The 26,355-nt window shown below is 46.3% G+C and carries 18 protein-coding genes; 6 read left to right on the top strand and 12 right to left on the bottom strand.

Annotation, left to right across the window (positions count from 1 at the left end; genetic code table 11):
- Together P2W83_RS06740 and bcp are read left to right on the top strand one after the other, a co-directional pair.
- A complete protein-coding gene (locus P2W83_RS06740) occupies positions 1-1,701 on the top strand; it encodes a M23 family metallopeptidase (protein WP_276132944.1) in 1,701 nt (566 codons plus the stop codon).
- 2 nt (positions 1,702-1,703) lie between these two features.
- Entirely contained in the window at positions 1,704-2,165 is a 462-nt protein-coding gene (bcp, locus tag P2W83_RS06735) for a thioredoxin-dependent thiol peroxidase (RefSeq protein WP_276132943.1), read from the top strand.
- On the opposite strand, the gene P2W83_RS06730 is transcribed toward bcp, so the two are convergent.
- Positions 2,162-4,747: a DUF5686 and carboxypeptidase-like regulatory domain-containing protein gene (locus tag P2W83_RS06730; protein ID WP_276132942.1), complete on the bottom strand. Its 2,586-nt coding sequence runs from the start codon at positions 4,745-4,747 to the stop codon at positions 2,162-2,164. The genes bcp and P2W83_RS06730 overlap by 4 nt on opposite strands.
- An 81-nt stretch (positions 4,748-4,828) precedes the next feature.
- Between P2W83_RS06730 and P2W83_RS06725 the strand changes: the two genes are divergently transcribed.
- Entirely contained in the window at positions 4,829-5,326 is a 498-nt protein-coding gene (locus P2W83_RS06725; RefSeq protein WP_276132941.1) for a YkgJ family cysteine cluster protein, read from the top strand.
- A gap of 54 nt (positions 5,327-5,380) precedes the next feature.
- The gene (gene polA, locus P2W83_RS06720) at positions 5,381-8,224 is read left to right on the top strand and encodes a DNA polymerase I (RefSeq protein WP_276132940.1); all 2,844 of its coding nucleotides are present in this window, start codon (positions 5,381-5,383) and stop codon (positions 8,222-8,224) included.
- A 1-nt stretch (position 8,225) separates the two neighbouring features.
- On the opposite strand, the gene P2W83_RS06715 is transcribed toward polA, so the two are convergent.
- From P2W83_RS06715 to P2W83_RS06695, 5 genes are read right to left on the bottom strand one after another with little or no spacing between them, the layout of a single operon-like run.
- Positions 8,226-9,755, bottom strand: coding sequence for a glycosyltransferase family 39 protein (locus P2W83_RS06715; protein ID WP_276132939.1), 1,530 nt, complete (start codon positions 9,753-9,755; stop codon positions 8,226-8,228).
- A 43-nt stretch (positions 9,756-9,798) separates the two neighbouring features.
- Entirely contained in the window at positions 9,799-11,328 is a 1,530-nt protein-coding gene (locus P2W83_RS06710; protein ID WP_276132938.1) for an ArnT family glycosyltransferase, read from the bottom strand.
- A gap of 35 nt (positions 11,329-11,363) precedes the next feature.
- Positions 11,364-12,530, bottom strand: a complete 1,167-nt coding sequence (locus P2W83_RS06705; protein ID WP_276132937.1) for a hypothetical protein — start codon at positions 12,528-12,530, stop codon at positions 11,364-11,366.
- On the bottom strand, positions 12,530-12,973 hold the full coding sequence (locus tag P2W83_RS06700; RefSeq protein ID WP_276132936.1) for a GNAT family N-acetyltransferase: 444 nt from the start codon (positions 12,971-12,973) through the stop codon (positions 12,530-12,532). Before P2W83_RS06700 ends, P2W83_RS06705 begins: the two co-directional genes overlap by 1 nt.
- A 3-nt stretch (positions 12,974-12,976) precedes the next feature.
- Positions 12,977-14,995 carry a VWA domain-containing protein gene (locus P2W83_RS06695; RefSeq protein ID WP_276132935.1) on the bottom strand — a complete coding sequence of 673 codons (2,019 nt, stop codon included), beginning with the start codon at positions 14,993-14,995 and terminating at the stop codon, positions 12,977-12,979.
- Positions 14,996-15,154: 159 nt separating this feature from the next.
- Here P2W83_RS06695 and P2W83_RS06690 point away from each other — a divergent pair, with 159 nt between their 5' ends.
- A complete protein-coding gene (locus P2W83_RS06690) occupies positions 15,155-16,999 on the top strand; it encodes a 2-oxoacid:acceptor oxidoreductase subunit alpha (RefSeq protein WP_276132934.1) in 1,845 nt (614 codons plus the stop codon).
- Positions 17,000-17,011: 12 nt separating this feature from the next.
- Here P2W83_RS06690 and P2W83_RS06685 read toward each other — a convergent pair whose 3' ends face one another.
- From P2W83_RS06685 to P2W83_RS06670, 4 genes are read right to left on the bottom strand one after another with little or no spacing between them, the layout of a single operon-like run.
- Positions 17,012-17,950: a glycosyltransferase family 2 protein gene (locus tag P2W83_RS06685; protein ID WP_276132933.1), complete on the bottom strand. Its 939-nt coding sequence runs from the start codon at positions 17,948-17,950 to the stop codon at positions 17,012-17,014.
- Positions 17,937-19,391, bottom strand: coding sequence for an ArnT family glycosyltransferase (locus P2W83_RS06680; RefSeq protein ID WP_276132932.1), 1,455 nt, complete (start codon positions 19,389-19,391; stop codon positions 17,937-17,939). Before P2W83_RS06680 ends, P2W83_RS06685 begins: the two co-directional genes overlap by 14 nt.
- Positions 19,392-19,430: 39 nt before the next feature.
- Positions 19,431-20,891, bottom strand: coding sequence for an ArnT family glycosyltransferase (locus P2W83_RS06675; protein WP_276132931.1), 1,461 nt, complete (start codon positions 20,889-20,891; stop codon positions 19,431-19,433).
- 13 nt (positions 20,892-20,904) lie between these two features.
- On the bottom strand, positions 20,905-22,446 hold the full coding sequence (locus tag P2W83_RS06670; protein ID WP_276132930.1) for a YifB family Mg chelatase-like AAA ATPase: 1,542 nt from the start codon (positions 22,444-22,446) through the stop codon (positions 20,905-20,907).
- 81 nt (positions 22,447-22,527) lie between these two features.
- Here P2W83_RS06670 and P2W83_RS06665 point away from each other — a divergent pair, with 81 nt between their 5' ends.
- A complete protein-coding gene (locus P2W83_RS06665) occupies positions 22,528-23,304 on the top strand; it encodes an enoyl-CoA hydratase-related protein (protein ID WP_276132929.1) in 777 nt (258 codons plus the stop codon).
- 30 nt (positions 23,305-23,334) lie between these two features.
- Here the strand turns inward: P2W83_RS06665 and P2W83_RS06660 are convergent, their stop codons facing one another.
- A complete protein-coding gene (locus P2W83_RS06660) occupies positions 23,335-24,354 on the bottom strand; it encodes a homocysteine S-methyltransferase family protein (protein WP_276132928.1) in 1,020 nt (339 codons plus the stop codon).
- 83 nt (positions 24,355-24,437) lie between these two features.
- Positions 24,438-26,246, bottom strand: coding sequence for a translational GTPase TypA (typA, locus tag P2W83_RS06655; protein WP_276132927.1), 1,809 nt, complete (start codon positions 26,244-26,246; stop codon positions 24,438-24,440).
- Positions 26,247-26,355 lie beyond the last annotated feature (109 nt).

Here is a 26,355-nt window from a genome sequence, read left to right as displayed (position 1 = left end):
ATGCTGTTTCAAAAATACCTGACGTTAGTGGCACTTTGTGTTACCGGTATTGTTGCCGAAGCTCAAGCCCAGGCATATCCCAAAAACTATTTCCGCAACCCATTGGATATACCCATATCGCTGGCCGGTAATTTTGGCGAATGCAGGCCAAACCATTTTCATAGTGGTATGGATATAAAAACCCAGGGCAAGGAAAATATAAAAGTATATGCTGCAGCTGACGGCTATATTTCGAGGATAAAAATGGAGACCGGCGGCTTTGGTCATGCCTTGTACGTGACCCATCCTAATGGTTACACAACCTTATACGCTCACCTCAATGATTTCGTTCCGGAAGTACAGAAATTCATAAGGCAGCAGCAGTACCAAAAAGAAAATTGGGCAGTAGATGTGCCTGTGCCAGCAGACATGTTCCCGGTTAAAAAAGGACAGCAAATAGCATGGTCGGGCAACACAGGCAGTTCAACAGCGCCGCACCTGCATTTTGAGATACGCAATACGCAAACAGAGCATCCGCTTAACCCGCAGCTATTTGGATTTGATATTGAAGATACGATTGCGCCGAGGCCGATAGAACTGGCGGTATACAGTACCAACCAGAGCATTTATGAACAACAAGTGGAGTTAGTGCCAATAAGAAAGAAAGGGAAAGGTTATACTTTCGATACTATTGCTGTTTATTCCCTCAAAACCGGACTTGGTGTACATGCTAATGATTTCATGAATGGCAGCAGTAATACGCTGAATTTTTATACGGCTACCTTGACTGCTGACCATGAACGATTGTTGCGCATTCGCCTGGATGATATCGGGTATGACGTAACCCGCTACCTGCATGCTTATGTAGACTATAAAGCGCGCAAACAGACAAACAAGTGGATACAACTGTTATTTCAACTCAAAGACAACCGGCTGAATCATATTTATGACTATTCGGACGTACTAAAAGCGCAACGAGGCACGATAAGTTTTGACGACAAGTTAACGAAAGAGATCACCATAGAACTCACAGATGCAGCAGGAAACGCAACCACGATAACCGGTATGTTGGTATACAAACCTCTTGATACAATGGCAGGCGCCTGCAAAACACCGTTTACTGCCGGCAAGCCCAATAAGTTCAACAATAAAAACATTAATCTCCGCCTTCAGGAAAACACGCTGTATGATGATATATGTTTTACATATAGCAAAACCTCGCACGCCAACGGGTATTCTGATATACACCATATCCATAAAAGCTACGTACCACTGCATATGTGGACTGACCTATACATAACACCCGATAACAACATACCCGCCGATAGGCGCAGCAAGGTGGCACTGGTATATATAGATGGAAAAGAGCAAACAGGCAAAGCTGCAACCTATAAAGACGGTGCGTATACGGCACCTATCAGGAATTTTGGCGACTACAAGCTAGTTGTGGACTCAGAAGCACCTGTATTAACTCCAACACAAAAAGACGGTGCCGACCTGAGCAAAGCTTCGCGCATCAGTTTTACGGCAAAAGATGAAATAACGTCTGTAAAAAATTTCAGGGGTGAGCTGGATGGCAAATGGCTGTTGTTTGAGCAGCGCGGCAACAACTGGTTCTACGAATTCGATGAACACTGCCCCGCAGGCGAACATACACTGGTGGTTACAGTTTCGGACGAAAACGACAATAGTCGAACTTTGCGCTATAACTTTACGCGCTGATCATGGAACTACAACCAGGGGCCAAAGCGCCCGCAATAAAGGCAAAAGACCAAAACGGGAACACCGTTTCGCTGAGCGACTATAAGGGACAAAAAGTAGCGCTGTTCTTCTATCCGGAAGATGACACTCCTACCTGCACAGTAGAGGCCTGCAACCTGCGCGATAATTATGCATTGCTGAAGCAAAAGGGTATCACTGTCATCGGTATTAGTCCCGATGATGTAACCAAGCACAAAAAATTTGAAGAGAAATTTTCGCTTCCGTTCACTATGCTGGCTGATCCAAATAAAAAGATCATCGAGACATATGGTGTATGGGCGGAAAAGAACTTATACGGCCATAAATTCATGGGCGTGAAAAGAACTACCTTCCTCATCGATGAAAAAGGAGACATCTTTCACATCATCAAAGGCGTGCGCTCTAAAAACCACGCACAACAAATATTAGACAACTGGAAACTCTAGAAGTCGATCTTCATGCTGCCAAATATGCCGAAGTACTTCTGCTTCGGCTCGTTTGGCCTTGCTTCAGGTAACACCCTCCACACAAAGTCTACGCGGAATAAGCGGAAGATATTTTCGATACCCGTACCTACTTCTACATAAGGGGCGCTCTCCAGCGTTTTGAATGCATAGCCCTTGTTAAGGTTAAGCGCACTGTTTGCATTGTTCAGGCTACCGATAACGCCTTTGGCTGTCCAGAACTGGCGAAGGTGTGCCTTTTTGATGAGTGGTATGTATTTGAATATACCCCCGCCTATAGAGTGCTCAATATTGGCGCCGATATACTGATCGCTAAGGAACTCGTACTTGTTCATCATATTGAACGCGTACTTATTGTAGTAGTAGTTCTCGTTGCCGGGGTGATTTTCCAACAGCAGGTAGGGCAGCGTACCAAAGTATTTGCCGCCAAAAACGTTGAAATACAAAGCTCCAAAAGGCGCTATTCTCACATCATCTGAGACAGTGAAACTGACTTTATGATAGTTGTATCCGCCATTCAGAACATCCTTTAATCCTTTAGCATAGTGCGCTTCCACGATAGGGTATTTGCTACCAAGACTTACCCGGTAATAGTTACCCTCCAGGAAACGTTCCCGATATGCATAACGCAGGGCAATGTCAACCTCAGTATTGGTGATCGTGCTTTTAGTTTGTCCGAGGTTATCTGTGAATATGGTTACTGATGGTAGGGGGTCATATGGATCGTAATCTTTCCGTTTTGCCGTTACCTTATGACTAAACCCGCTTTGGTATGATTTAAATACCTCCACTCGCGCATCCCTACTGAATACAAACTTGTACGGAATGCCTTTTTTGCGAATGGCCATGCTCACAATGTTGTCAAAGCTTACATCGTCATAATAATTCACGGTTTTATCAATATCGCTGGTATACGAAGCGAATAAGTATGTTCTTGGCAGGCGCTTAGGCAACCAGAGTGCGCTCAGATTGTATTTGAACTTCTCATCCTTTGTGCCATAAGCAAGATAGCCGTTGAGGTAAACTTGTTTTGAGAACTTTTTATTTGTTCCCATTGAAAAACAGAGGCGGCTACCCTCAACAACGTTTTTGCTGTACACATTCCAGTATGGGCCAAATTCGAACGGGCCGACGAACACACCACCGGTAACAAAGAATCTCGCAAGATTTTTAAACCGTTTGTACGTCGGGGTGCTTTCCAGCGTATCGAACATGCCATAAATGGCCTGTTCATTTTTACTAAGCTCTTCGTGCCTCGCCGTCGACCAAAAATTTTCCGATTTGCCGCGGGCTGTGTCGCTAACGATCACGTCCAATTTGTTCTTTTCAACTATCTCATGAACGCGCTCGTCATTAAGCTTGACGTTTCGGTACATAGTTGTTCTGCGACCAATAAAGCCGGGAAGCTTTATCACATCAGGCGAAACTACGATCTCTGCTGTCAGGTTCTCTTTTACACAAAACCAGGCGGAGTCGGCAACCGGTGCATATTGCTTATAAAAAGTAGCGTTCTTTATCCAGTTGATATTAGCGGTGGCAGGAACTTCGGCTTCGATATACTGCAGGGCATAGACAGAGTCAACCACTTTAAAGATCCCTGTAAAGCAATTCTCTCCAGGTCGTTGGGGACGGAAGCTTACTGATATTACTTTGTGTCCTTCTATTTCAGTCGTATCTAATATCCGGTATTTATAAAACACAGCACCCGCGCCGCTGATCGGGCTAACGAACTGTTTGTCGAAAAACACCACATAGTTATCATAAGGATTTATGGCAAGGTGCATCTTACCCATGTATTGGGTAATGCTTTCGTTGTTGATACCTCTTATTTGGTTGGCCTTAATGATCTCGCGCGTTTTCTTTGGCTCCTTCTGGGTGTAATAGTCGGAAAGCGTTTCTACCAGGAAGAACGGCAGGAACGGCTCTTTACCAGAAACAGTGTCCAGGTTATTATAAATAAAGCTCAGGTTCTTAATAAAGGGTACCGGCAGCTTTTCAAACTCCTCCTTGCTCAACCGCAAAATGTCGATCTCTACTTTATTATAAGTCTCGCAGCTATAGCTGTTAGCCTGTTCCGGGTCATTTTGCGGTTTTCTTTCAACTATCTTTCTAAGCAGTATCAAGGCAGGGTCTTCGCCGGCTTTGATCACTACCTCGTTCAGTATGGCGCTGTTTCTCTCAAGGGATAAAATGAGCTGGTCGTTTTGTGCCTGGCGGCTAATACGTTTGTTCTGCGTCATGTAACCCATTAGCTGCACTCGCAGGGTGTCATGAGGCCATTCTTCAAAATCTATGCTGAAGCTGCCATCAGCCTCTGTAGCTGTACCTACCGATGAATAAGGGAAAAATACTGTAGCAAAAGGTACAGGCTCGCCGCTTTGTTTATCTACTACCTTGCCCGCCACCCGGAAGCTGCCTTTCTGTGGCGCTTTCGAAGGCGCAATAGCAACGGCGGAATCAGTCGCTTGTTTCAGGCTGTCTGTTGTTTGGGCATGGCTGTGCCAACCACCTCCCAAAATGAGTGATACAACAAGAAGAACCGCCGGCCTCGTATACGCTTTCACAACAACTTATGATTACCTGAATTTGAAAAAAGTACGCAAAGGTACAAACCTTTGGGGCAATCTATTATATTTACCTTTCGTATGGATCTGAAACGTTTTCGCGTAGTGGCAGCCCGCAAAAAGGGCAAATTGACAGCTTTTCTTAACAAACTGGACGATGTAGTGCCGGAAGACATGCCAAAACTAGTGGCCGAAGCCGATGCTTCTATGTGGAAGGAGGTTGATTGTATGGCCTGTGCCAACTGCTGCAAGACCATGACGCCTACGTTCAGGCGTTCAGACATTACCCGTATTTCGGCCCACCTGGGCATGAAACCAAAGGAATTTGTGAACAAATGGCTGGAGAAAGAAGAAGATGGCGACTGGGTAAACAAACAGCAGCCCTGCCAGTTCCTGGTAGATAATAAATGTTCCATTTACGAGGTGCGCCCGAAAGACTGCGCCGAGTTCCCGCATCATAATAAAAAACCATTCGATCTCTACAACGATACCTTTATCCAGAACCTGCACCGCTGCCCGGCCACTTTTACCCTGGTGGACAGGCTGATGAAAAAGGTGGAGAAAGAGTATGAGTGGTAGGCATTAAACTCATTTACATATTGCTGCTACAGGACATTGGCGTAACTTAGCTCTATGTCTGAGAAAAAGCTGTTTTTGCTTGACGCGATGGCACTTATCTATCGCGCTTATTATGCATTGATCCGTGCTCCGCGCATAACCAGCACCGGTAGAAATACGAATGCGCAGTTTGGTTTTACCACCACGTTGATGGACCTTATTAATAAGGAAAAACCGACGCACCTGGCAGTGGTTTTCGATACTCATGCGCCTACGGAACGTCATACCGATTTTGCCGAATACAAAGCCAATAGGCAGGAAGCCCCGGAGGATATCCTGTCGGCGATACCCGATATTAAGCGTATCATCAAAGGCTTTAACCTGCCCAGCATGGAATGCGACGGCTACGAGGCAGATGATCTGATCGGTGCGCTGGCACATGAAGCAGCCGATCTGGGATACACCGTATACATGGTGACACCGGACAAAGACTATGGCCAGCTGGTGAAGGACAATGTGTTTATCTATAAGCCGGCCTACCAGGGAGGTAATGTGGAGATCATGGGCCCTACGGAAGTTTGTGCGAAATGGAACATTAAAAGAGTTGAACAGGTAATAGATATACTGGGCCTAATGGGCGATGCGGTTGATAATATACCGGGCATACCGGGCGTAGGTGAAAAAACCGCAGCCAAACTGCTGGCAGAATACGACAACCTCGAAAATATCCTGGCAAACGCCGATAACATCAAGGGCGCGCTGGGCGAAAAAGTACGCAACGGTAAAGAGCTCGCCATCATGTCGAAAAAACTGGCCACTATCATTACCGATGTGCCATGCAATTTCCACGAGGAAGATTTCCGTGTAAAAGAATGGAATACGGATGCATTGACAGAAGTATTTACGGAGCTTGAATTCCGCGCGCTGGGCAAACGCCTGCTGGGCGACGGGTTCAACGCTTTTGATAAATCAGGCCCAACCGACCTGTTCGGTAATACTGTAGCTCAGAAAACTAAACCGACCCCCACTAAAAATGGTGCTGCCGTTGTAGAAAACGAAGTACTGGTAGAAGAGGCCGAAGACCTGGTGCCGCTGGCTGCCAACAATATCGAGAATACGCCGCATACTTATCAGCTGGTGACTGATGATGTAGCAATAGAGGAGCTGATCGTTAACCTGCTGAAACAAACGGAGCTTTCTTTCGATACAGAGACAACTAATATCGATGCCAATCTCGCTGACATGATCGGCATGAGTTTCTGCTGGACGAAGGGAGAGGCTTACTACGTGCCAGTTCCCGATAACCGCGAGGGTGTTGTTTCTATGCTGCAGCGTTTCAAACCTGTGTTTGACAAAGCAGATATCACTTGGGTTGGACAGAACATAAAGTATGATATGACCATGCTGAAATGGTATGGTTTTGAACTGAAGGGACAGATATACGATACTATGCTGGCGCACTATGTAGTAGAGCCAGAGGGCAAACGCAACATGGATGCACTGAGCGCTAAATACCTGAGCTACGTGCCCGTATCTATCGAAGCGCTAATTGGCAAGAAAGGCAAAGGCCAACTGAACATGCGTGATGTGCCGGTGGAACAAGTAAAAGAATATGCGGCTGAGGATGCTGATGTAACGCTGCAGCTCAAACACTCATTCGACCCGTTGCTCGTAAAAAATGAAGTAAAAGCGGTGCTCGACGAGATCGAGAATCCGCTGGTACAGGTGCTGACCGATATTGAGTTTGAAGGAGTAGGACTCGATGTAAACTTCCTGCAGGATTATTCGAAAGAACTGGAAAAAGACATACAACAGGCAGAAGAAAATATTTACAAACATGCCGGTGTTCGTTTCAACATAGGCTCACCCAAACAACTGGGAGAGGTGTTGTTTGAACTGATGAAACTGGAAGGTGGCGGAAAGAAAACTAAAACCGGCCAGTACGCTACCGGCGAAGATGTGTTGCAGAAGCTACGTAGCAAGCATCAAATAGTAGATGACATTCTTACTTACCGCGAGCTAACCAAACTGAAGAGCACTTATGTAGACGCGCTACCAACTCTGATCAATCCGCGCACGGGACGTGTGCACACTTGCTTTAACCAATCGGTAGCCGTTACCGGCAGGCTGAGCAGTAACAATCCTAACCTCCAGAATATTCCTATCCGCACCGACAGGGGACGTGAGATACGCAAGGCGTTTACTTCACGCAGTGCAGACTGGTGTCTCATTTCTGCCGACTATTCACAGATAGAGTTACGCATCGTGGCGGCCATCAGCGGCGATGAAGAAATGATCAAAGCATTTGTTGAAAATAAAGATATCCATACCGCTACTGCGGCAAACGTATACGGTGTAGAAGAAAAAGATGTGACCTTCGAAATGCGCCGCGCAGCAAAAGCGGTGAACTTCGGTATCATCTACGGACAGTCTGCTTTCGGTCTTGCCGAGAACCTGGGGATCAGCCGTACTGAAGCAAAGACGATCATCGACAACTATTTCAAACGCTTCAGCGGTATCAAAAAATACATGGATGATACCATCAACTTTGCGCGCGAATTCGGTTATGTACAGACATTAAAAGGCCGCAAGCGTCATCTGCGCGATATACAGTCGGCCAACCAGACCGTACGTGGCTATGCGGAACGCAACGCCATCAATGCCCCTATACAGGGCAGCGCGGCCGATATGATTAAGCTGGCCATGATACGCGTACACGAAGCGTTGAAGAAATCCGGACTGCAAACCCGTATGGTATTGCAGGTGCACGATGAATTGGTATTTGATGTACCAAATAACGAAGTGGACCAGGTAAAACAGATCATCAAAGAAAGCATGGAAGCTGCCATGCCGCTACCTAACGGTGTACCTGTATTAGCAGAGACAGGCACAGGCGCTAACTGGCTGGAAGCACACTAATCTATTTCTTAGCTCTGAAAACAACTTTACCATCTTCTATAGCAAGCATGGTAAAGTTGTTTTTAAACAGGGTGTCGGTAAGGAAACTACGCCCAAGTTCCTCACTGCACACGCCAACGTCTACTTTAAATCCATCCATATGGGCGGCCACCTGACCCATATTGCTCCAGTTGCCCGGATCAAGATGATACCCCCGACGATCGAAATATACCAGCGCGAGATTAGGTGGTAATTCATTCAACACCAGTATATGCTCCGACTTCGGTATCCCCAGTTGGTCTAATAACTTATCACCGCCAATTGCCCAAGGCATTTCGCCTGTATAACCGTTCTTATACCCGGGTTTGAGCCGTTGGTGTAGCCTGAAATCGGCAAAGAAAAACATAATGATCAACAGCGCAACCGTACCAATTTTCAATGGGAATGAATTATCCCCTGATACAAGAACACTTCGGATGGCGATCACAGATATGACGATGCTATACACTATTACCGGGAGTAAAATAACAATGATGTAATAGTCGTGCGCCTCCAGCTGCTTCCCCATAAGCCAGGCAACAGCCAGAGCGCCTACCGCGCTTATGAACAGGTAAAAGAGTTGTTTTTTACCTTCCATTGTTCGCACCAGTATCGGTACTGCTGCCGCAACAATAGCCATCCAAACGAGGTACTGCACTTCTGTGAGGTATTCGTTGAACAGATTGTTTTTCAAAGGTCCGTTTATGAACGCCATTGCTTCGTCCAAGCCGGAAAACGGCCGGGCTTTTGCGAGAAACAGCACTCCTTCGTAACGCGCGTTCAGGTATTGATTGTATTGGTAATACCCGGCTAATACGGCTATCGACAGAATAACCGAAAACACGAAAGCGGCATTGTGTTTCCGGCCCAGGCTTGGTCTGAAAATCTTTTGAACGGCAACATACATCATAAATGACAGGAGGTAGATCGCGGCCGATGTTTTGATGAGACTTGCCAGCGTTAACACCGCCATCGCAGCAAGCATGTCTTTTACCCTTGCATTGTATTGGTATTTCAGGATAAAGTAGAAGCCCACAAAGACAACCGATGCCGATGCCGTGTCGGGTAAATAATTGCAGGTGTAGTAGATGAATACCGGAGAGCAAAAAATAAATATTGGTGGCACAAGGGAAACCACAAAGTCCTTCGTTGCCCTGAAACATGCAGCGAACAAAAACGATAACCCAACGCAGCTGATCACCGTGTTCAGCAGCCGAAACAATATGCTGATCTGACTACGGCCAAATATATTGCCTAATACAGCAGCAAGGTAACTTTGTAATGGGAACTCTACACCGACTATTCCATCGGTAGCATGCAGGTTCTGTGTTGCCGGCAGAAAAAAATTCATCCCACGGTCATAGAAGCTGATAGCAAGCGAAAGTCTGTCTGCCTGTGCCCAATCATGTACACCACACGGCCCCTGGTAGACCAACCAGCGAAAGTAGGTGAGGGAGAAAAATAGAATAATGAACAAAAACAGTACGACACTAATGAGCGTCTTGCGGTTCATGTGTGTTTTAGTTTAAAATAAATCGTTGCCAATAAACCTTGCGCTATCTCAATTGAAAAACCGCAACTCGGTCTTTCAAAGCGAGTGTTTTAAACAGAGAAGCAACAGCTGTATCGTTTTCCATTATGCTGCGACCCAATCCTTCTTCACACACCACAACGGTAGCATCCAGCTTCCTCATAATGGCCTTGAGCTCGGCCATGTTTTCCCGTTGTTTGCTTGGGATAGTCCATCCACGTCTGTCCAGGTAAAGCAAGGCTATGTTCGGGGCATCTTCATTCAACACCACTACTTTTTCATTCTTCGGTACGTTCGCTTCCTGCAGTATCCATGCGCCGTTTTCCGCCCAGGGAATACCAGGCTTAAACTCACCGTAGTCCGGCTTTAAGCGTTTGTGTATGTGGAAATCGGCAAAGAAGAAAATGATGAGTACCGATGCACCCATCGCAATACGCATCGACCGTAATGCATCCTCATAGATAATGGCTTTTCGAATGGCAATTACTGATACCAATACTGCAAAGGCAACCAAAGGGAAGAATATAGAAACAACATAATAATCGTGTATCAATAACTGGCCGCCCATCAGCGCTCCAACACAAAGTACACCTGCCAGGAATATCAGCAACATGAATATCCTGCGTTTGCCATCGCGGGTAGCAAATAGCAACGGGATGGCTGCAGTTACGATCACAAAAAACATCAGGTATTGCGGCAGTACGAAGTATTCCGGCAGCCATAGTTGTTTGAATGCTGAATTAAAATAATAACTCACCTCTTGCCACGAATCAAAAGGATGTGGAGCCGACATAAATATGTCGCTGTGGTATTTATTGTTCAGGTATTGATTATAGAAGTAGTAAAACGACAATGCCCCAACGGAAAGAAGAGCAGCGAGAGCGTAAATGAAATTAGATCGTTTTGTAAAATCATGCTTGCGCAACACCCGCTGTAAAAATACGTAGCCAAGAAAGCCGAACAGATACAGCGCAATAGAAGTTTTGATAAGGCTGGCAAGTGTCAATAGGCCAATGGCGAACAATAGTGGTTTGGTTGTTGGTTTGTCCAGGTAGATGAGCAGAAAATAAAACGACATAAATGCAATGGAGCAGGCAGCGGCATCGGGAAGGTAGTTGCAGGTATAGTAGATATAGATAGGGGAGCAAAACATGAACAGCGGAGGCACCAACGAAAAGACAAAGTCTTTTGTAGCCCGGTAACACGCAAGGAAAAGAAACAGAAGACCCGTACACGATATGAGCACATCGAGCAAACGGAAAAGAGTACTGATATGATTACGCCCGAATATCTTGGCCCCAATAGCAGCTACATAACTTTGTATCGGAAACTCAACCCCGGTGATACCATCTATAGGCCACAGGTTATGTGTAGCCGGTAGAAAAAAATTCATCCCACGATCGTAAAAATTTATGGCCAGCGAAAGTCGATCGGCCTGGGCCCAGTCGTGTATACCCCGCGGCCACATGTGCAGCATTTCGTGATAGTAGGTACTGCAAAAAAAGAACAGGATAATTATAAATAGGGTAACACTGAGCAGTGCTTTCCGGGTCATGTGTGTGCTTTATGCTTTAAAAATAGAACACAATCTTAAGATTGTGCAACAGGCTTGAACGGGTGGCGCTCTTCCCACGCACCTTCTTTAGCAGAACTCTTGTTATTTAGTATCAACACCCTATTGCGCAAAAAACGATTGCGGATGTACAGAAAAGTAGATAGGTAATGCGGACTGCAGCCAAGGCGGGCTTTTGCATCCAATGCTGTGCGACCTAGAATAACTTTCTTTTTGCCGAAATTCAGCCCTTGCTCAATACTGAAGAAAAGTATATTAAAGTACAATTGTAGATCGGCATTACGGGAATAATCGAAGCCGATGTAGAACATGTCGAAAACATCGTCCTTCACCCATGCACTATAAAAACCGATGATTTTGCCGACCTCGTAAATACCCCAGATACGCAGTTCATCTTTGTAGAACATTTTTTGCTGCACCAGGAAATCGGCACTCAGCAATCCCAAACGGACCTGCTGATTTTCTGTTACCTGGTTATATAGCCAAAAGAGCTTGTCTTTCTGTTCTGTTACTTCCCGCACTGAAAGTTCTTTCACCTCCAGTTCGTTCCAGGCTGATCTTATCTTTCTGAAGCGCTGGGCGTATTTATGCTTCAGTGCTTTCTCATAATCAGCCATAGTGCTCCACCCCGATGGCAACTCAAGCTCCATGGAAATATCATTGCGCAGAAAAATAAATTCGGGCGAAAGGTGCTGGAAATATGTTGTCAGTTCCGATGCAGCGTCCTTCAGCAATACCGCCATTGCCCACGACTGTTTTAACGTATAGTCGATGGCTTGCTTATAACATTGGTACGCCTCAAAAGGAGTGAGTTCGGGCTGCCAATAAAAAGAACAGATATCGTGTCGGAACAAATGACCGGCTACCAACATTTTTGGCCGCGCCACATTGGTGAACAACGACCAGAGAATTGCCTGCTGCTTAGTGACCAGTTTACTGTTGATATGCTTATTGTCGAGCGATAGCAATTGGAAGTAGGCTGCAGCTAATGGTTTTTCACCGTCCGATATCAGGACGTAAAAAAATTGCAGATCAGGCAGCTTCGATAGCTCCGACACCCGAAGTTGGTCAGACCGCAGGAAATGACCTGGTGGGATCAATGTATCCCAATCAGGGGGGAGGGTGGCCGCACTATTAAATAGCCTTAACGTGCGCCCTGCTTCTGTTCGCTTGCAGTATCTCACTAAAGTGGTTTTTCCATTACTACGTGAGGTATACCCACTTCATTAAAAATATCGCTTACGGTTGCATAACCAAGCTTTTTATAAAACCCTTCCGCCTCAATGCGTGCATGTAAGATTATTCTTGTCGCACCAGCGCTCCTGCATTCATTCTCTGCTACGGATATAAGCAGCTGGCCAATACCTTTTCGTTGTTGGCTGGGTTGTACCGCCATCTGGCGCAGCTTCAATACAGTAGTTTCGTGAGTAGGGTGTATCATAACGCACCCCAACAACTCTGAACCCGATTCAGCAATAATAATCTTATCCAGGTCATCGCCGCTCAGGTCTTCGTCTTTCAGCGAAAGCCCTATGGGTTTGCGCAACACTTCTTCACGCAGCTCGTACACCTTCTGGTAGTCCGCGGTATTTTTTACAGATATGGTTCTGGTTGTGATGTCACTCATAGATCAATCCAGTGTAACTTCTGTTGTTTGGTTGGTTTTTACGGTAAACTCTTTCAACGTTTCCTGCGCATACGGCACATTCGGAGTTCTATTATAGCCCGCTTTGTAATGGCCGCGTTGTAACCTAAGATTCTGTTTGCTTATATCCCCATTTACATCCATTTTAAAAAATGGCACAAACTGGTCTCCTAGTTCGTAATACAAAGTTACCTTTCCTATAGTGTTAGTATTAGCTATCTGTACAAAGCCGGGTTTTTCCACTTTTATCACAACAAGGGCATCAAAATCAAGGTCTACGCTTCTGTGGTCGCGGGGCTGTGTGCTGATCTCGATATGATAGTTACCCGGATCATATTCCAGCTCTTGTGTACACAGCTGTGTAAACAACGGCCCTGGTTCAAAATTCTTTTTTACACGCGCTGAGTACTCTTTCACGGGCTGGTTGGGGTCATCTTCATACTCAAACCGAAGCGATGCTTTACCCACCTGGATCAACACCTTATTCTTGGTTTTCGGTTTTAATTCTACATTACGGATAAGTAAGTTGCTCTTCCCCGCCACGGTCAGGTTATAAGTACCTTCAGGCAGCTTTTGAGGTTGTGGGTTACCAGCAACATTCACTGCGCGATAAAATTTGTGGACCGGGTTGTTTGTTTTCGGGTCTATCAGGATGATCTGTGGTGCAGTTTGATAAAATTTGCCTTTGCCGTCTGTGAAATAGACTTCAAGCGTAGTTTCTGCCTGCTCTTCGCGTTCAATGTTGTATTTAGGCTCTTTCGGCTTTGACGGAGGCTCGTTGGCCGGTGGTGGTGGGGTTGGTTTTGGCGCGGGTTGAACAGGAGGCTTCGGTGCGGGTTTGGGCTGCACAGGTGGCGGTGGTGGCGGGGTTGGTTTTGGTGCAGCAGCAACTACAGGTGGCTCTTCAGGTTCTGGCTTTAAAGCAGGTACAATGATCTTTTCAACGCGGGCATACTGTGGCTTGGTGATAATCGGCTCCGGCATTTTGATAGAAGCTATTTTCCCAGTATTCAGATAAACAACTTGCTCTTTTTGCCTTGGCACCTCAACGGGTGGCGGTGGTGGTGGCGGAGGAGTTATAACCACCGGCTTCTCTACCGGCTCCGGTTGTGCGCGGGGAACGGTCAGATTGTCGACTTTTGCATATTTGGGCGCTGGTATTACAAGATCCGGCCTGGTTATCCTGGCTGCTCTGAGCGCATTCAGAAACACAACTGCTTCTTTTGTTCTTGGTGGCGCTTCTTCAACTGGTGCTTTGATCACTACTTTGGGAACTTCCGCCTTTGGAATAGGCTGAGTGCTCTGTGTTACCTGCTCTATTTTCTGTACCGGTGTTTTCAGCAGCAACATTGGCTTGTAGGCATCTACAATAGTTCCAACAGTAGTTGGTATATCGTTTTCTTTAGTAGTCAGCAGGTAGTTGCCAAGACATGTGTACTGATCCCTTAATGGCGCATAATCCACCAGGCTTACGATATAAGGCTTAAAATTGATCTTTTTGTCTAGTAGTGTTTTTACAACGTCGCAGATATTGCCTCCGCAGCTTTCTCCCCCGTCTGTGATCAATATCAGGCTGTAATTATATTTCCATTGTTCTACCAGGTCATATTCGGCGGCTTCTTTAAGCGAAAAAGCGATCGGCGACACCCCGAGCGATTGCAGGTTAGCCAGGCGCAGGGTCATTTGGGTAAGATTGTCTTTGCTGAACATCACCTCTCTGCGGGTATCGTAGCAGTTATTTTGCTGGGCCGGATATTGGTGCCCGTAAACCCTCAAAGCAAACTCCACCTGGTTGTTTACTTTATATAGGCTATCCATGAGGGTGGTGATAATATGTGCGGCGGTTTTAAAGCGCGTTTGGTCCTTTTGCCACGGTTGTAGCATGCTTGATGATCCGTCTAAAAGTATCAGTATCCGGGGTTGTTTAATTTCCTGTACCTGTCCGATACACCTATCCGCACGAACGAGCAACAATAGTCCAAAAATCAGAAGGGAAAGCCGCATTTAAAATCAGTATATACAAACGTACGTTAATTGACTGAACTGTACCATATATAGGGATAGTTTGAAATAGTTAAATAACCTTATAAAAAACAGGCCAAGCCGCTCCAACTCAGGGCTACCTGCTTAAAAACAACTAACTTTGCGGCGTACTTTTTTATTATGCCAGTTCCTACCCAGACAGTAGACGATGTTGTTATAAAATTTGCAGGTGACAGTGGTGACGGTATGCAGCTTACAGGCAGCCAGTTTACAAACAATACTGCGTTGATAGGCAATGACCTGTCTACGTTCCCTGATTTTCCGGCTGAGATCCGTGCCCCGCAGGGAACCCTGCCGGGTGTTAGCGGTTTTCAGCTGCATTTCTCCAGCAACAGGGTATTCACCCCGGGTGATAGCTGTGATGTGCTGGTGGCGATGAACGCCGCCGCCCTCAAGGTGAACCTTAAGGCGTTAAAGCCTGGTGGTATCATCATTGCCAATACCGATGGTTTCGATAATAAGAACCTTCGCCTGGCTAACTATCCTGACGGTGTTAATCCATTGGAAGATGGCTCACTGACCGGGTACGAGTTGCACAAGATGGACATTGCTAAACTGACGCGCGAAGCGCTGAAAGAGATCCAGCTGGGCACTAAGGAGAAGGATCGTGCAAAGAACATGTTCGTATTGGGATTCTTGTACTGGCTGTACAACCGCAATCTCGACACTACCATCAGCTTCCTAAATGATAAATTCGGTAAGCGCGCAGACATCCTCGAAAGCAATATCAAGGCTCTGCAGGCTGGTTACAACTATGGCGATACTGTGGAAGCTTTCACTACCCGCTATAAAGTAGAAAAAGCAAAACTACCCGCAGGTAAATACAGAAGCATAACCGGTAATACGGCACTGGCTTACGGCCTTGTTGCTGCCGGCCAGAAATCAAACTTATCTCTGTTTCTTGGTACCTATCCAATTACGCCTGCATCAGATATCCTGCATGAATTGTCTCGCTATAAGAATTTTGGCGTTCGCACCTTCCAGGCCGAAGATGAGATAGCTGGCATTACCTCTGCCATTGGCGCTTCTTATGGTGGCAGCCTGGGGGTTACCAGTACATCTGGTCCGGGTATGGCATTGAAAGCTGAAGCCATGGGTCTGGCAGTAATGCTGGAGATCCCACTGGTGATCGTGAACATACAACGTGGCGGTCCTTCTACAGGGCTACCCACAAAAACAGAACAAAGCGATCTGCTGCAAGCATATTATGGCCGCAACGGTGAATGCCCGATGCCTATTATCTCAGCGTCTACACCGTCCGATTGTTTTGATGCAGCTTTTGAAGCTGTACGCATTGCTGTGCAGCACATGACGCCGGTTATCCTGCTGAGCGATGGTTACATTGCAAATGGCGCCGAGCCATGGCGCTTTCCACAGAGCGCAGATCTCGAAGAGATCGTTGTAAACTTTAAGAAAGAACTGGCGGCCGAAGAAGCAAAATTCCTGCCTTACCTGAGAGACGAAAAACTGGTTCGTCCATGGGCAGTTCCGGGTACTGCAGGTCTTGAGCACCGCATAGGTGGCCTGGAAAAGGAAGACGTTACCGGTAACGTGTCGTACGACCCGGATAACCACCAGCACATGGTGAAAACCCGCCAGGCCAAGGTGGACCGCATCGCGGACTACATTCCGATGCAAACATTGGATAGCGGTCCTGAAACAGGTGATTTATTGGTACTCGGATGGGGCTCTACTTATGGTGCCATAAAGAGCGCCGTAGCTGAACTACAGGCACAAGGCAAAACTGTTGCACATGCACAGCTGCGTTATGTTCGCCCATTCCCACGCAACCTTGGTGAAATGCTGAAGAACTATAAGAAAGTTCTGATACCTGAAATAAACAATGGCCAGCTGGTGAAGATCATCCGCGATCAATACATGATTGACGCAGTAGGCTACAACAAAATAAAAGGGGTGCCGATAACACGCACCGAACTGGTAAAAGAAATAGGCGCTTTATTATAAGCGCCTATTTTTCTATAAGGTTGTTTCATCTATTACATACAGCGGTCGGTCGCGCACATTGTTAATGATGCGGCTAATATATTCCCCGATAATACCGAGCGATAGCAACTGAACACCACCAAGGAAGGTGATGCTGATAATTGTTGATGCCCACCCCGGTATTGCAGTTTTCCCTACAAAGTAGCTGTACAACGCATATACCAATATCAAGAAAGAAACAATGCAGACTGCAAAACCCAGCTTTGTTGCCATTTTAAGCGGGGAATCGGAAAACGCAGTAATACCGTTGAACGCAAGGCGCAACATTTTTTTGAAAGGATAGTTGGTTGTACCAAATTTCCTCTCGTCGCGCTCGAACATTACATAGGTGCTTTTAAAACCCAGCCATGCTATCTGTCCCCTGATGTACTTATCGTATTCTTTCATACGCTTCAGGTAGTCCAGCACATCGCGGCCTATCAGCCTGAAGTCGCCCACGTCCAGCGGTATCTCAAATGAAACGAGGCGGGCCATGAGGCGGTAGAACATCTTGGCAGTAAAAAGTTTGAAAAAGGTTTCTCCTTTTCTTTTTGAGCGTTTAGCATACACTACTTTGTAGCCAGCCTGGAATTGCTCATACATTTCCTTGATCAACTCAGGCGGATCCTGCAGATCGCCATCAATGGTAACGATAGCTTCTCCGCGGGCTTTATCCATGCCTGCGCTGATGGCTATTTGGTGGCCAAAGTTTCTTGAAAAGCTGATATAATGTATACGTTCGTTGCTTTGACTCGCGAGCTTTAGTTTTTCCAGGCTGCGGTCTTTACTACCGTCATTTACAAAAATGATCTCATAGTCGGGCGTTACGCTGACAGCGGCATTTACCATACGCCTTACCAACTCTTCAATGATCTGTTCTTCATTGAATACCGGTACAACAATAGAAAGCTTTATGTTATTAGTTAGTGCCATTTACTTCGTAAACTCTCAGGGTGTTAAACGAATCAATGATCCGCGTATTGTAATGTGTTGCAATATACTGCTTTACAGCTTGCTGAAAAGCAATAACCTTTTGACCGGCTGGTATCGCTTTATAGTCAATTTTGGGAATAGTGCGGTTTTGTTCAGCCAAAAGCAGCTGGTACCAATCCATATCCGCCTGGTAGCCTTCATTAGCTATCGCGAGCCCTTGAGCATTCCTTTTCCCGTGTAATATATCCCTTATGTAAAAAGTTATGCTGTCATTTTCCTGCGACCAATCCTGGTAGTCTGGCCTGATCGCCTCTTTTATGATCTCGTAGTAGGGCAGCCAGCTAATGATGCCGAGGAATATCGTAACTACGCCAACGTTTAGATATCTTTTAGTTGATGGGAACTCCAGGATGGTTTTGCAAATAATGTAAATGCCCAATGCCGTGATTATGGCAAAGAACGGATAACAGGGCATATCGTACCAGGTGTTTTTTGTTTTGCCTACAGATACGACCAGGAAGTAAAAGCCTCCAGCCAACGCGCTGTAAATGGTAAGTTCTCTTATTAACCTGTTTAGCGAAAAAAACGCTAGTATACTGCCAACAAACATCAACACTAACCATCGAATGAAATTGCGGGAAGTAAGAAAATGCCAATAAAAGCTATAGCCAAACTCCGGATGATCTGTTTCCATGTACCTGCCACCCAATTCGTTCATGTGTACTTGCTCAATAAAACCGGGGTTGTTGTGATCGCGCAGGAAATAATAGCCGATGCCGAAAATTAAAAAAATGGAAATGCCTATGTAGAAATGTCCGTTTTTAAGGATAGATAATAGCTGCCTTCTGTAAATAGTATAGATGAAGAGTACAGGTAAGAATATTACGGCAGCAACTCCTTTGGTCAAAACAGCCAGCGTTAAAGTGATCAGCGATGCATACAGGTATTTTGTCTTTCTATCTTCCAGGAACAGGAAATAATACAACACATACATGGTGGTAAACATCACCATCAGCGAATCGTATTCGCCCGTTCGCGTACCATGCGTTCTAACATAGCCTTGCGATGTGACCAAAACAAAACATACCAATATCGCTAACCAAGGCTGAGCAAATTTTTTTAAGAAGAACCAGTAGAGAAAAATGCAGGTAAACAATGCAGCGATAGGAGATATGATCCGTATCGCAAGATCATTCAAACCCAGCAGCTTTATAAATCCTACCTGTATCCAGATAAGCAGGGGAGGTTTCGTGTTCCACATATCCGGAGCGCCATCGAAGCGTGTTACGATCCAGTCGCCTGTTTTGAACATTTCATAGGCATTGATAGCAACTCGGGACTCATCCCAAAGTCTAATAGGATAATATCCCAGATTCCCGAATAGGGGATAGGCTATAATAAGCAGTAAAATGAAGAATCCTGTTGTAGCGGAAATTTTCATGCGAGCGCAAAATTAGCATTCTCTACAAAGATTTTCTCGCTAATAGACCTGGTAAATGATCACGCCGTGGTACGAGTCAACCGGCTTCAGCGGGTAGTCTTGCGCTTCGACATGGCGCCTTGTGCCAGTTTTAAATATTGCGATCTTATCTCCGGATTTAGTCTGGGTTTGAATCTGGTCGCTGCGCAGGTGTGATACCCAGACCCTGCCATCGTAAGCCATAAGATACCATTCGAGATTGGGGGCGTAGTCATCCCAAACAAGTTTATACCCGTCAATATTGATCTTTTTGTCTTTTGCGTCCTTCAGCATGTACCCCATGTTCATGTTCTCTACCGACCAGAAGTCGATCGCGGGATTTACAATACTATGGTATATAGCACGGTATGGCACGATAAAAACGAACACCAGGAACGACAGCGGTGCTAGCCATTTTGCGTCCTTCAGCCGCCCAGCCGCTACCAAGAGGTATTGGTAAACAGCATAAATGAAAAAGCCAACAATGAGCGACAACCAGGGATACATGGGCATGTCGTACCAATCAAGTTTTGTTTTGGCTGTACTAATCACAGTAAAGAAGAAGAGTACTAACAAGCTGGTATAGAGTGTCAACTTTTGTATCGTGGGGCTTTTACTCCTGGCGCCAGCTATTACTCCAAAGGGTAACGTGTATATCCAAAAATTAAACCGCCAACTGATCATAAACTCCAGGTAGTAGTCCCATGGGCCCACATGGTCTTCGTTAACTTTTGCAAACCTTCCTCCTAATTCGTTATCATAAACTGCTTTCAGGTATCCCGGATTGTAGTGCTCGCGTAGCAGATAGTACCCTAATGAGACCATTAAGAACAGTGACGCACCTATATATAGATGCCTACTCCTAAATATTGAGCGCCGTTTCTGACTAACCAGTGCATACATGAAAATTGCAGGAGTAAAAAACATTGCTGCAACTCCTTTTGTCAAAACCCCAAGACCGAGACAGGCAAATGCCGCATATAGATACTTAAGTTTTCTTTCCTCAAAAAAAAGAAAGAACAACATGCCATACATTGTAGTAAACAACGTCAGCATAGAATCATAATCTGCGGTCCTTGTTCCATGCGTGCTTACATATCCTTCTGAAGTTACCAGTACTGCACAAGCAATAATTGCGAGTACGGGCTTGCGCAATTTTAGACCTACAGACCAGAAAAGAAAAAGGCATAGAATGCTTGCAGCCACAGCTGACGGCAACCTCAATGCGAGCTCGTTGATGCCGAATGCTTTCATTGACAAGGCCTGTATCCAGATAAGAAACGGCGGTTTGCAATTCCACATGTCGGGTACCCCGCCGAATGTAGGCACCAGCAGGTTCCGTGATCCGCCCAACATTTCAAGGGAATTTGTTGCGAGGCGCGATTCATCCCACTCTAATAATGGCAGCCTATCCAGGTTGCCAAATAGGGGAACGGCAATGATCATTGCAACGATCAAATAGCCCCAGTGTGCTTTTTTCATATCCAGGTTTAGGTTACCCCGCCCAGCCTTCACGGTCAAGGCTTCGATATTGTATTGCTTCGGCCAGGTGTTCCGGTTTGATGTCCGCACTATCTGCGAGGTCAGCTATTGTCCTTGAAACCTTTAATATCCTGTCGTATGCACGGGCCGATAAGTTCAACCGGTCCATTGCAGTTTTTAACAGCGTTTGCCCAACTGCATTTATGGTACAGATCTCTTTGAGCTGTCTACTGCTCATTTGCGCATTACAGTAAATGCCTGTCTGGTCTTCAAACCGTTTTGCCTGCAGCTCGCGCGCTTTTATTACGCGGTCCCGTATATCAACGCTTGGTTCGGATGTTTGTTTTGAGGAGAGTTCGTTAAATGACACCGGCGTGACCTCCACATGCAGGTCTATCCTGTCGAGGAGCGGACCGGATACCTTGTTTAGATATCGTTGCACGATTGGCGGCGCACAGGTACATTCTTTTTCCGGGTGGTTAAAATATCCACATGGACAGGGATTCATTGACGCGATCAGCATAAAGCTGGCTGGGAAATCGATGCTGACTTTGGCGCGTGATATCGAAACGCGGCGTTCTTCCATTGGCTGGCGCATTACCTCTAGTACCGTGCGTTTAAATTCAGGTAGCTCGTCGAGAAAAAGAACACCATTATGAGCTAAGGAAATTTCTCCAGGTTGCGGTGTACCGCCGCCACCCACCAGTGCCACATCACTTATAGTATGGTGTGGCGAACGGAACGGTCTCTGGGCTATGAGGGATGTATTGAACGCAAGTTTGCCTGCTACCGAGTGTATCTTGGTTGTTTCAAGTGCTTCGTGCAGAGTAAGGGGTGGCAAGATCGTAGGCAGCCTCTTGGCCAACATAGTTTTACCGGCACCCGGAGGTCCTATCAGGATAGCATTATGCCCGCCTGCTGCCGCTATTTCCAAAGCGCGTTTTACATTCTCTTGTCCTTTTACATCGTTAAAGTCAAACTCAAAATGAGCCTGGGCATCGAAGAACTCCTCTCGTGTATTTACGGTTACTGGCTTCAGCTCGGTCGTCTTGTTGAAAAAGCCGATTACCTCTGAAATATGCTCTACACCATACACGTCGAGATTATTGACCAACGCTGCTTCGCGCGCATTGGCTTTTGGTAATATCAATCCTTTGAATTGTTCTTTCCTTGCTTGTATGGCGATAGGCAACGCACCTTTCACTGGCTGTAGCGAGCCGTCTAGCGACAGTTCACCCATCATGATATACTGGCCAAGTTCCTCTGACGCAAGCTGATCGCTTGCGGCGAGCCAACCAATAGCGATCGGAAGATCGTAAGCTGCGCCAACTTTCTTTATATCAGCGGGCGCCATGTTGACCACTACTTTCATCCGCGGCCGCTCAAAGCCGACATTTTTGATGGCCGATATAATACGCTCAATACTTTCTTTTACCGCATTGTCGGGCAGCCCCACGATAACGTAGTCTGTTTTCCCGCCAGGGGTATCTACTTCTATGGTGATCGTGATAGCGTCTACACCATGCACAGCACTGCCAAATACTTTTACTAACATAACCGTCTGGGAAATCGGCTATGAAGATAGCAAGCAATAGGCATATAGTTAATTATTAAAATCCCCGTTATTTTTGCCGCTATGAGCTCGATCCTCTTTACAACAGACAACGGAGTGGCGTACATCACGCTCAACCGCCCCGATAAATTCAACAGTTTTAACCGCGAAATGGCGCTGGCCTTTCAAAAAGCGCTGGACAATTGCGAAAACGACGAAAGCATTCGCTGTATTTACATAACAGGTAACGGCAAGGCATTCTGTGCTGGCCAGGACTTGGGAGAGGCGATAGATCCAAACGGACCAGAGCTGGAACAGATCGTGCGGGAGCATTACAACCCAATTATTCAGCGCCTGCGCAAGATCGAGAAACCAATCGTAGCAGCGGTGAATGGGGTAGCGGCGGGTGCGGGCGCTAATATTGCGCTGGCCTGTGATATCGTGTTGGCAACCAACAGCGCCAGCTTCATACAAGCGTTCAGTAAGATCGCTTTAATACCAGATAGCGCCGGGACGTTCTTCCTACCCCGATTGGTAGGAATGCAGCGAGCACTGGCACTTACTATGCTGGGTGACAAAGTAAGTGCTGAAGAAGCAGTAAGCATGGGCATGATCTATAAAAGCTTTGCTGACGATACTTTTGAAGCAGAAACAAAAAAGATCGCTACGATCTTGGCACAAATGCCGACAAAAGGATTGGGCCTTACAAAACGCCTGATGAATGAGTCATACAGCAATAACCTTGACCAACAGCTGGCGATGGAAAAAGAACTGCAGGTGCAGGCAGGAGCTTCAGAAGATTTTGAAGAAGGTGTAAATGCCTTCCTCGAAAAGAGAAAACCGGTTTTTAAAGGCAAATAAAAAAAGGGCTGCAGTTGCAGCCCTTTTTCTTTATGCAGTTTCCAGAACCGGTAATGGTCTTGGTTGGTGTTTTTTCATTTCTATCGCAATAGCGCGGATATGATCCGGAGTGGTACCGCAGCAGCCACCTACTATATTGATCCAGCCCTGGCTGGCGAATTCGCCAACAACAGAAGCTGTATGCTCCGGCGTTTCATCGTACTCGCCCATAGCGTTTGGCAGACCGGCGTTAGGGTAGCAGCTTATAAAGCAGGGAGCAATATTGGCCAGCTCTTCTACATAGGGACGCATTTGTTCGCCACCGAGGGCGCAATTCAGGCCAATGCTCAGTGGCTCGGCATGAATAACCGATATCATGAACGCTTCCAGCGTTTGGCCGCTCAACGTACGACCTGACGCATCGGTGATCGTTCCTGATATCATTACCGGAACACGTTCTTTTTTAGTATCGCGGAAGTATTTGTTAACCGCGTAGATCGCAGCTTTTGAATTGAGCGTATCGAAAATGGTTTCGATGATCAGGATATCAGCGCCGCCATCTATCAATCCTTTCACCTGCTCGTAATATGCACTAGCAATTTCATCGAAAGTAGCCGCCCTATAACCAGGATTATTTACGTCGGGCGAAAGCGACAGTGTTTTGTTCATCGGACCAATGGCACCGGCTACAAATTTTTCTGTACCGGGGTGTTCGGCCATGTATTTAGCAGCAGCACGCTTTGCGAGCTTTGCAGATTCTACGTTTATCTCGTAAGCCAGCGACTGCATTTCGTAGTCGGCCAGCGATATTACCTGTGCATTGAAGGTATTAGTTTCAATTATATCCGCACCAGCGTTGAGATATTGGTAATGGATCTCCTCCAGTATCTCGGGTTTGGTAAGCGCCAACAGATCATTGTTGCCTTTCACGTCCACATGCCAATCCTTGAACCTGTTGCCGCGGTAGTCTTCTTCCTGCAGCTTATAGCGCTGTATCATGGTACCCATGGCGCCATCCAGTATCATTATTCTCTCCGAGAGGGTTTTACGCAGCTTCTGTTCGGTATTCATACTTCAAAATTAAGGAATGATGCAGACTTCTTGCCTATCGACTCATTTCAAAAAAATAGCCCCTTGCGGGGCTATTTATATTGTTAGGCTTCTGCTTTCAACATTTTCTGGTATTTCTTCCTGTCTTCTTCGTCCAGCATGATCTTACGGAGGCGGATGCTTTGAGGAGTTACCTCGATGCATTCATCCTGTTGGATATATTCCATGCATTCTTCGAGTGTCATCTGGATCTTCGGCGCAATACGGGTTGCATCATCGCTACCGCTGGCGCGCATGTTGGTCAGCTTTTTACCTTCCACGATGTTCACCACAAGATCTCCCGGTTTAATATGTTCTCCGATTATCTGACCAGCATATACTTCCTCTCCTGGGTCTATGAAGAAAGATCCGCGATCCTGTAATTTATCAATAGAGTACCCTGTTGAACTACCGGCACCTTTCGCCAGCAGCACGCCATTGTTACGGCCAGGGATCACACCCTTCCATGGCTTGTACTCGCTGAAACGGTGTGCCATTACAGCTTCACCGGCTGTATTGGTCAACATTTGCGAACGCAGACCTATCAGGCCACGTGATGGCATATCGAATTCCAGGTGTTGCATTTCACCTTTGGTTTCCATCACCATCATTTCTCCTTTCCTTTGTGTCACCAGGTCTATCACTTTACCGCTGAATTCAGACGGAACGTCTACTACCAATATTTCATATGGCTCGCACTTACGGCCGTCAATTTCTTTTACAATTACCTGCGGCTGTCCTACAGTCAGCTCGTAGCCTTCGCGGCGCATCGTTTCTACCAGTACGCTCAAGTGAAGAATGCCACGGCCATACACCAGGAATTTATCGGCATCGTCTGTATCGCTAACGCGCAGTGCCAGGTTCTTTTCCAGTTCTTTGGTTAAGCGGTCGCGCAGGTTGCGGCTTGTTACGAACTTACCTTCACGGCCGAAGAATGGCGAGTTATTGATGCTGAACTGCATGTTCATCGTCGGCTCATCAATTGGAATCATAGGCAATGATTCAGGATTTTCAGCATCTGCGATCGTTTCACCGATCTGGAAACCTTCAATACCAACAACAGCGCAAATATCACCGGCGCCCACTTCAGCCACTCTTTTCTTGCCCATGCCTTCAAATACATAGAGCTCTTTCACACGGCTGCGTTCAAACGAGCCATCAGTTTTGCCAAGCATAACTGGTTGGTTTTCTTTGATGCTTCCGCGAACAACCCTACCGATGGCGATACGGCCAAGGAATGTAGAGTAATCCAGAGAGGTGATCTGCATTTGCAGGTTACCCTCGGATACTTTGGGTTCGGGTACTTTTTCAAGTATAGTATCCAGCAGCGGAGTGATGCTGTCGGTTTGATCTAACGAAGTATTGAACCAGCCCTGCTTTGAAGAACCATACAGCGTAGTGAAATTCAGCTGTTCTTCAGAAGCGTCCAGTTGGAAGAATAATTCAAATACTGCATCGTGCACTTCGTCAGGACGGCAGTTTGGTTTGTCAACCTTGTTGATAACAACGATTGGCTTAAGATTCAGCTGCAATGCCTTCTGAAGTACGAACCTTGTTTGCGGCATCGGGCCTTCAAAGGCGTCCACCAGCAGGATCACGCCATCAGCCATTTTCAGTACGCGCTCTACCTCACCACCGAAGTCGGCGTGGCCTGGAGTATCGATAACGTTGATCTTAACGTCTTTATATGTAACTGAGATGTTCTTACTCAAGATAGTGATACCGCGTTCACGCTCCAGGTCGTTGCTATCCATTATCAGCTCACCGGTTTCCTGATTGTCGCGGAATACCTTTGTGGCATGTAATATCTTATCTACCAGTGTTGTTTTGCCGTGATCGACGTGCGCGATGATGGCTATATTGCGAATATTCATGTGCGTTGTTTGTCTCCGCCCCAGTACCTAACCCTTCAGACTCGTACTGTTGTGCAGTCTATTTTATTAAAAAGTCGCGCAAAGGTACGGATTTAAAGCTTTAAAGCCA

The organism is Polluticoccus soli (genome assembly GCF_029269745.1).
In the GTDB taxonomy this organism is placed as follows: domain Bacteria; phylum Bacteroidota; class Bacteroidia; order Chitinophagales; family Chitinophagaceae; genus Polluticoccus; species Polluticoccus soli.
Note: the sequence above shows the minus strand (reverse complement) of the source record. Positions and strands in the feature narration are given on the sequence as shown.